The sequence below is a fragment of the Fibrobacter sp. UWB4 genome, from assembly GCF_002210345.1.
Taxonomy (GTDB): Bacteria; Fibrobacterota; Fibrobacteria; order Fibrobacterales; family Fibrobacteraceae; genus Fibrobacter.
The window spans coordinates 430,033-436,680 of record NZ_MWQI01000002.1; the positions used below are offsets into that span (position 1 = coordinate 430,033).

Annotated in this window: 4 protein-coding genes and 1 pseudogene; 2 read left to right on the forward strand and 3 right to left on the reverse strand. The window is 51.7% G+C overall.

Annotation, left to right across the window (positions count from 1 at the left end; translation table 11 throughout):
• Positions 1–21 precede the first annotated feature (21 nt).
• Together B7990_RS06735 and B7990_RS14935 are read right to left on the reverse strand one after the other, a co-directional pair.
• Positions 22–4,128 carry a DUF3418 domain-containing protein gene (locus tag B7990_RS06735; protein WP_088640236.1) on the reverse strand — a complete coding sequence of 1,369 codons (4,107 nt, stop codon included), beginning with the start codon at positions 4,126–4,128 and terminating at the stop codon, positions 22–24.
• A 118-nt stretch (positions 4,129–4,246) separates the two neighbouring features.
• Entirely contained in the window at positions 4,247–4,387 is a 141-nt protein-coding gene (locus B7990_RS14935) for a hypothetical protein (protein WP_012820363.1), read from the reverse strand.
• A gap of 61 nt (positions 4,388–4,448) precedes the next feature.
• Here B7990_RS14935 and B7990_RS06740 point away from each other — a divergent pair, with 61 nt between their 5' ends.
• Together B7990_RS06740 and B7990_RS06745 are read left to right on the forward strand one after the other, a co-directional pair.
• Positions 4,449–4,934, forward strand: coding sequence for an acyl-CoA thioesterase (locus tag B7990_RS06740; protein ID WP_088640237.1), 486 nt, complete (start codon positions 4,449–4,451; stop codon positions 4,932–4,934).
• 94 nt (positions 4,935–5,028) lie between these two features.
• On the forward strand, positions 5,029–6,363 hold the full coding sequence (locus tag B7990_RS06745; RefSeq protein WP_088640238.1) for an MATE family efflux transporter: 1,335 nt from the start codon (positions 5,029–5,031) through the stop codon (positions 6,361–6,363).
• 54 nt (positions 6,364–6,417) lie between these two features.
• On the opposite strand, the pseudogene B7990_RS14940 reads toward B7990_RS06745, so the two are convergent.
• Positions 6,418–6,648: pseudogene (locus B7990_RS14940) on the reverse strand (transposase); the annotation flags it as partial.

The window sequence follows — 6,648 nt, forward strand, 5'->3', positions numbered from 1 at the left end:
AATTCAAAGCCACAAGAGTACTTAAAGCCGTCCAAAACGGCCTTTCAACCTTGCTAAAGCGTCTTCTTCCACGATATCTTCGGCGTCATTTCCCTTGCGCTTGTACTTGAGAATTTCAAAATCTTCAAGCATTGCCTTCGCCTGCAAGTAAAGTTCAGCAAATTCCGGGTCATCCGTTGGCGTACGGTCGATTTTTCCGAGGAGTTCACGGGCATTTTTCAGTTCGAGGTCCTTCAGGTAACGCGCCTTGAGGTACGGGCGGAAATACTCGCGGAGGGTACCCGCCGAAAGTTCCGTATTTTCGCGGGATGAGGAATCACGAGATGCGCCAAACGAGAGTTCTATATTGAAAAGTTCTGCAAGAACGCGCAGGCGCTCAAACAAAGTAAGTTCTTTTTGGTACGCCGTATGGATCGCAATTATGGTTTTATTTTTTAAGGTCGATTTGCCGTTTCCACTCCGCATTTCCACGCTGAAATTTTTAAGCAAATTCCAGTTCTTTACAAAAGCTTCAGCACTGATAAGGCCCGATTCGTATGTAGCTCGCACGAGCGAGAGGCGGATTTCTTCATCTTCGCTGCGGGTGTTTGCAGCAAGGCTCTTGAAGTCGCGAATTTTTTTGCCACGCGAGAATTCAAGCCCCGTAAAGCGTACACAGCGAGTCGCATCAAGGTTATCGGCAGCGAGCGATTTAGCCACCCAAATCTTGAGAGCGGTTTCAAAGTTATCCGCAAACACGCCGCCCATTTCAAGCAAGTTCAAGCGGTCGGCAATGAGCTGTTTCTTTTCTTCCAAGAGAGCGTTTTTCTGTTGTGCGGAATGCGCCGCAGTCTCGGGATGCGCTGCGGATTCGAGATGCACACCCTCCACTCGCTTGCGGAACGCCTGCCAGAAACGCGATTCATCCGACACCATCAACGCTGACTCGCCAAGACGCCAGCCAAAGCGCATATTTTCAAGCGGGAAGTCAATGCCAAACGTCACCAAAGCCGGGCGGACCGCCAAGAACATGCGGTAAGAGCCCCATTCGGGCGACACCTCGATTTTATAAGGTTCCGGGAAGCCCGGCTTTGAAACAACCAAATGCAGGCGCAAATGATTTTCTTTGTCGGGGTTCACCGTCGGAACGTCGATGCTTGCGCCGTTTGCACCCGAGCGGATTTCCTTTGTATTCGAAAGGACTTCGTAAAGCAACAAGAGCGGTGCTTTATGCGGGAAGTTGTCGAGCGCCGCAAAGAATTCATCGTCAATCGCCGTGCGCTTGGCTTCGAGCAATTTCTTGACGCTCTTAGGCATTTCGCGAATCACGGATTCAATCATCCATTCGCGCCATTGCTGGATGCTCATCGCAAATTTTGCCGGAGAAATTTCAGTCAGCAAGTCATAAGGCAACGAAAGCGTAATGCCATCGCAATCGCGAGTCGCATCAAAGACCATCTCGCCTGTGACAACGCGCTCGCCAATGCGGAAATGCTCGATGGAACCGCCTAGAGTAGGTGCTGGAGCCGCATCCTTAGACTTGACTGGATTCTTCACCCTTTCAGGGTTCAGAATGACATCGCCAGCATTCGTCATCCTGAGCGCAGCGAAGGATCCAGTGCGGAACCCGTCAGCATCACTTGTCCAGGTTGTTCCACTCGTGCCGCCATCCAACTGATCCAACCAATACTTTTCATCAAATTTGAGGAACTGGTCGGTATGCTCGTAGATGTAGCTTTTGAGCGTTTTGATGGAATTGACGTTCCCCGCAATTCGCGTGTAGTATTCCACAAGTGCATCTTCGCTCGGAGCAAGCCCGAACTGGCGTTTACGCGCTTCGAGCGCATGCAAATTTTCTACAACGCGGTCGTTGTGCTTCATGAAATCGAAAGGCCTTGCCACCTCGCCCATCACGACCGCTTCACGCCAGAATATCTGAGCGCAGTCTTCGGGATTCACGCGAGCGTAATCCACACGATGGCCACGGCTAATCACAAGCCCTCTAAAGCTCACTTCTTCAACCGCTTCGACAAAGCCGCGTTCCTTATTCCATGTCGGTTCAAACCAACGGCGTGTACAGAACGGTTCTGCCACTTGCAAAATCCATTCCGGTTTAATCTCGGCAGCCTTCGTAAGGAACGTGCGGCTCGTCTCGCGCACTTCGGCGCTGAAAAGCCATTCCACGCTCTTGGCGTACAAATCGCTACCCGGGAACACATGCGTTTCGCGACCGCTCACCAAGCGGTAACAGCCGTTTTCAATATCACGATGCGCAATCCCACCCAAGAATCCGGAGAGGAGCGCAATGTGCAAATTGTCGCGATGGAACGAATCGAACGGACAAACTTTATTTTCAAATTTCACTTCGAGAATGCGGCTGAACTGTTCGTACAAATCAACCCATTCACGCAAGCGCAAAAAGTGCATGCTGTTCTTATCGCAGAACTTGCGGAGTTTGTTCCAAGTTTTGCCGTCCCAGTCCGTGCAGAAAGCATTCCACATCGAGACGTAAACGAGAAAATCGCTCTTGTGGCCGCAGAATTTGCGATGCAGCTGACGAATACGAGTGCGTTCCGGTTCATCGTTCGGCACCACACGCGGATCCTGGATGCTAAGCGCCGAGCATACGATAAGCGCCGGCTGCAAAACGCCCAAATCACGGGCGCGCAAAAGCACTGCCGAAAGCGAAACGTCCATCGGGAGGCGCGTCATATCGCGGCCAAGCTTGGTCACATGACCGCTAGAATTGTCGGCGGTGAGTGCGCCAAGTTCAAACAAAGTCTTGTAAGCGCCACGGAAAGCCGAATGCGGAGGCGACTGCAAGAACGGGAAGTTTTCGAGTTCCAGCCCGAGACTGCGTAACTGCAAAACGACATTTGCCAAATTGCTACGGCGAATTTCTGGCTCCGTGAATTCATCGCGCTTTTCAAAATTCTCGGGAGAGTAAAGGCGAATGCACACGCCGGGCTTCACGCGCCCCGCGCGTCCAGTGCGCTGCCGCGCGCTGGCCTTCGAAATTTCTTCGACGGGAAGCCCCTGGATTCTCGCCTGCGCATTGTAGCGCGAGATTCGAGCCATACCCGTATCGACAACGTAAGCAATTCCCGGAATCGTAAGCGACGTTTCGGCAATGTTCGTCGCCAAGACCACGCGAGTCTTGCCCGTGTGCTTGAAAATGCGACGCTGCTCGTCAGGACTCATGCGCCCGTAAAGCGGGAGCACATCAAAAGTCGCGGCATCTAGTTCGTGTGCAAGTTCGCCAGCCAAGTCCTGAATGTCGCGTTCCGTCGGCAAAAAGCAGAGCAAATGGTCGCGATGTCGCGTTTCCAAATCGAGAATCGCATCGCGAGCTTCTTCAATCAGCCCCGAATCGCCCTTGCCGCTGATGTCGCGGAAATCCTTCGACTCCGGGTTACGCCCTCCGCTCAGGATGACACAATTCTCTCGTCTCTCGTCTCTCGTCTCTCGTCCAAAATAATATTCCACATCCACAGGGTACGTGCGGCCTTCGGCCTCCATCACGCAACTGTTGTCATAAAACTCTTCAAAAAGTTTTGCATCAAGCGTTGCCGATGCAACAATCAACTTGAAATCTGGACGACGAGAAAGTACCGTTTTGAAAATGCCAAGCAAAATATCGATGTTCAACGAGCGTTCGTGCGCTTCGTCAATCATGATGGCGTTGTACTGCCGGAACAAGCGGTCCTTGCGGAACTCCTGCAACAAGATACCGTCCGTCATCACCTTGATGGGGGCTTCATTTGTACCTTGTTCCCAAAAACGAATTTTCGTCGAGACAAGTTCTTCGTCCTTGAGTTCTTCACGCAAGCGGTCAGCAATGGAAATCGCCGCCAAACGCCGAGGTTCGGTAACGCCGATTTTAAAGGAACAGGTATTAGGTTTTAGGTTACAGGTTTTAGGAGTCTCCGAATGACACTCCCCATCACTTCCTACTTCCGACTTCCTACTGTCTACTTTTTCTAAAAACCACTCCAACAAAAACTTCGGTAATTGCGTGGATTTGCCGGAACCGGTATCGGCCTTGACGATGATTACTTGATGTTTTTCTAAAAGCTCAAAAAACTCCTCCCGATGTTCAACAACGGGAAGCTCCGGGTACTCAATATTTAGACGAAAGAACGCTCGCATGCTCGCTACAGACGAAAGACTAAAGGATTATAACCGCGCCAAAGCGCCCCAACTTAAACCACAGACCAATGACCAACAACCATTGACCAGTCACTGTCTACTTCCTACCGCCTACTTCCTACTCTTTTATATGCCCGCATTTGTCGCAGGTGAGTTTATAGCTGTTATCGGGGTCTACGACCATCACGCCGTCACATTCTGGCACTTCGCACGGGAGTTCGCCCGGCATCACTTCTCTATAAGTCTTTTTTTCTTCCATAATAACCTGAATATAGAAATTCAAGACCCTGCTCGCCCACGACAATATTTATTTTTCGGATATGGAAAACGCAAAGACAGTCAAGCAATCTCAAGTCGAAACCCGCGACATCGTTCACCCCTCCGACGTCAACGCCTACAATTTTGTATTCGGCGGACACCTAACATCACTCCTCGACAAGGCTGCCTGCATTGCCGCCTGCACTCATTCCAGACGCAAAGTCACAACGGTCTCGATCGACAACGTGCGTTTCTTCAAACCCGCTACTGTCGGAACCATTCTTACCATCAAGGCATCCGTAAACCGCGCTTTCAACACCTCCATGGAAATCGGAGTGAAGGTCTTGGGAATCGACCCGCAAGTATCCTGGCAGCCCCAAGTCATCTGCCACGCTTATATGACATTTGTCGCCCTGGACGAAAACGGAAGACCGACCCCGATTCCCTCCATCATCCCCGAAACAGAAGACGAAATCCGCCGCTACGAAGAAGCCGGCATCCGCCGCGAAGCCAAGAAAAAACTGGCAGCATCTCTAGAAAACAAATAAATTCTACGTCTAATAAAAACACTGGATACAGTCGAAAACATTTTATTAAAAACGACCCTTTGACGGGTCCTTTGTTGTTTCTAGATTTTTACACATGAAACAGGTAGATGTCAAAGACCGCTCGCTCATCAGCCTTTCGTGGCCGCTAATCCTCACGTTTGCCGTGAGCATGATCCAGCCCATGATGGACAGCTGGTTTTTGTCGCGCACTTCCGAAACCGCAGCCGCAGGCGTTGGCGCCATGCTCCCGATTCTCGGGGCTCTTTTCACCGCGCTCCACGCTTTTGCGCAATCCGGCGCAAGTATCGTTTCGCAATACATTGGCGCGAAGCAGAACAGCCATGCAAGCAGCACACAAACGATGGTCCTTTTCGGGAGCATCCTTCTCGGCATCGCGCTCACGCTCATCATTTATCCGCTTTCCGGGAACATTCCGCAATGGATGGGACTCACCGAAGAACCTGCTAAATTCGCCACGCAATTTTTAAGCGTTGTTTCGTTTGGGTTCGCCTTCCGCGCCTTGCAAACTATTTTGACCGCCCTCATCGCGACCCACGGCCTTACCATTTGGAACTTTGTCGGAAACACGCTCACGATTGCCACAAACGCAGCCTTGAACGTCGTATTCCTCGAAGGGCTTTTCGGACTCCCGAAAATGGGCGTTCACGGAGTCGCCCTCGCGACCGCACTTTCCTGGCTCATTTCTTCGTGCATTCTCTGGCTTGTGCTCAAGTTCAAAGTACACCACCACAGCAAAACCCGCGACTGGAAACGCACCCGCGTTCTGTTGCCCGACTGGATCCGCATTGGCCTCCCCGCCGCCGCAGAACCCATCAGTTTCCAGCTTTTCCAAGTGTTCATCACCGCTATGGTCGTCTACATCGGCACAACAGCAATGACCGCCCGCGTGTTCGCAGGGAACTTTGCCGCGCTTTCCGTCATTCTCGGAGTCGGCCTCGGCAGCGGAAACCAGATTCTCGTGGCACACCTCGTCGGTGCTCATGACTACACCAAAGCAAACCGCCGCGTTCACCAAACACTCGCCGTGGGCATCATCAGCGGATTCTTGCTATCCGTCGCAGTAGCACTCCTCGGCGAACACCTGCTCAGGCTCTACACCGACAATCCAGAAGTTCTCCGCCTCGGTAAAATATGCCTCTGGTGCGATGTCGCTGTGCAACCATTCAAAGCAGTGAACTTCATCGTCACCACATCGCTCCGTGCCGCAGGCGATTCCAAATTCCCGGCACTCGTCGGTAGCGGCATGATGTGGACGCTCGGCCTTGCGACTTCGCTCATCCTCGCATTTGTCGTTGGACTTGGGCTCCCCGGCCTTTGGCTTGGCATGGCCGCCGACGAATTCTACCGCTCGTTCGCGAACATTTGGCGCTGGCGTAGCGGTCGCTGGAAAAGCAAAGCGGTGGTTTAACATGAAAAAGTCCGGCGGGAAGCCGGACTTTTTTAACTAAAGAACTTCATCAATTTACGATTGGTCGAGAGCAGCCTTAATCGCGAGAACATCTGCTTCAGATAGCTCAGTATATTTGACAATTTTATCAACAGATTCATTATCCAACAGCATTTTCTTCGCCATTTCTTGCCTAGCAACATTCAGCCCCTGTTGCAAGCCTTGACGCAAACCTTGTTGCAAGCCCTGTCGCAAGCCCTGTTGCAAGCCACTATCAATAGCCGCTTTATGGATTGCGTAGTTGTC

What these genes read in the sequence shown, in the direction of transcription:
- B7990_RS06735 (WP_088640236.1), bottom strand. Translation starts at nt 4,128, where the DNA reads ATGCGAGCGTTCTTTCGTCTAAATATTGAGTACCCGGAGCTTCCCGTT.
- B7990_RS14935 (WP_012820363.1), bottom strand. Translation starts at nt 4,387, where the DNA reads ATGGAAGAAAAAAAGACTTATAGAGAAGTGATGCCGGGCGAACTCCCG.
- B7990_RS06740 (WP_088640237.1), top strand. Translation starts at nt 4,449, where the DNA reads ATGGAAAACGCAAAGACAGTCAAGCAATCTCAAGTCGAAACCCGCGAC.
- B7990_RS06745 (WP_088640238.1), top strand. Translation starts at nt 5,029, where the DNA reads ATGAAACAGGTAGATGTCAAAGACCGCTCGCTCATCAGCCTTTCGTGG.